1 protein-coding gene is annotated in these 400 nt (G+C 65.2%); it reads right to left on the reverse strand.

Annotated features, from left to right (window positions below; translation table 11 throughout):
- On the reverse strand, nucleotides 1–400 hold a 400-nt coding region (locus BST12_RS29535; protein WP_083116540.1), incomplete at both ends, for an IS3 family transposase.

Raw genomic sequence — 400 nt, forward strand, 5'->3', positions numbered from 1 at the left:
ACCCAGATCGAATTGGCCGAGCTGGTGGGACTCACCCACCATGGAGGTGGCCATCGTGGAAGCGACCCGCCAGCCCAGGATCCTGCGAGCGTAGGCGTCGGTGACAAAGGCCACGTAGGCGAACCCTGCCCAGGTCGACACATAGGTGAGGTCTGCTACCCACAGCCGGTTAGGTGCTGGTGGTCCGAAGCGGCGCTGGACGAGATCGGCGGGACGGGCTGTGGCCGGATCAGCGATCGTGGTCCTGCGGGCTTTGCCGCGGGTGGTCCCGGACAGGCCGAGTTTGGTCATCAGCCGTTCGACGGTGCATCTGGCCACCTCGATGCCCTCACGGTTCAGGGTTAGCCACACTTTGCGGGCACCGTAAACACCGTAGTTGGCGGCGTGGACGCGGCTGATG

It is taken from the genome of Mycobacterium angelicum, from assembly GCF_002086155.1.
Taxonomy (GTDB): Bacteria; Actinomycetota; Actinomycetes; order Mycobacteriales; family Mycobacteriaceae; genus Mycobacterium; species Mycobacterium angelicum.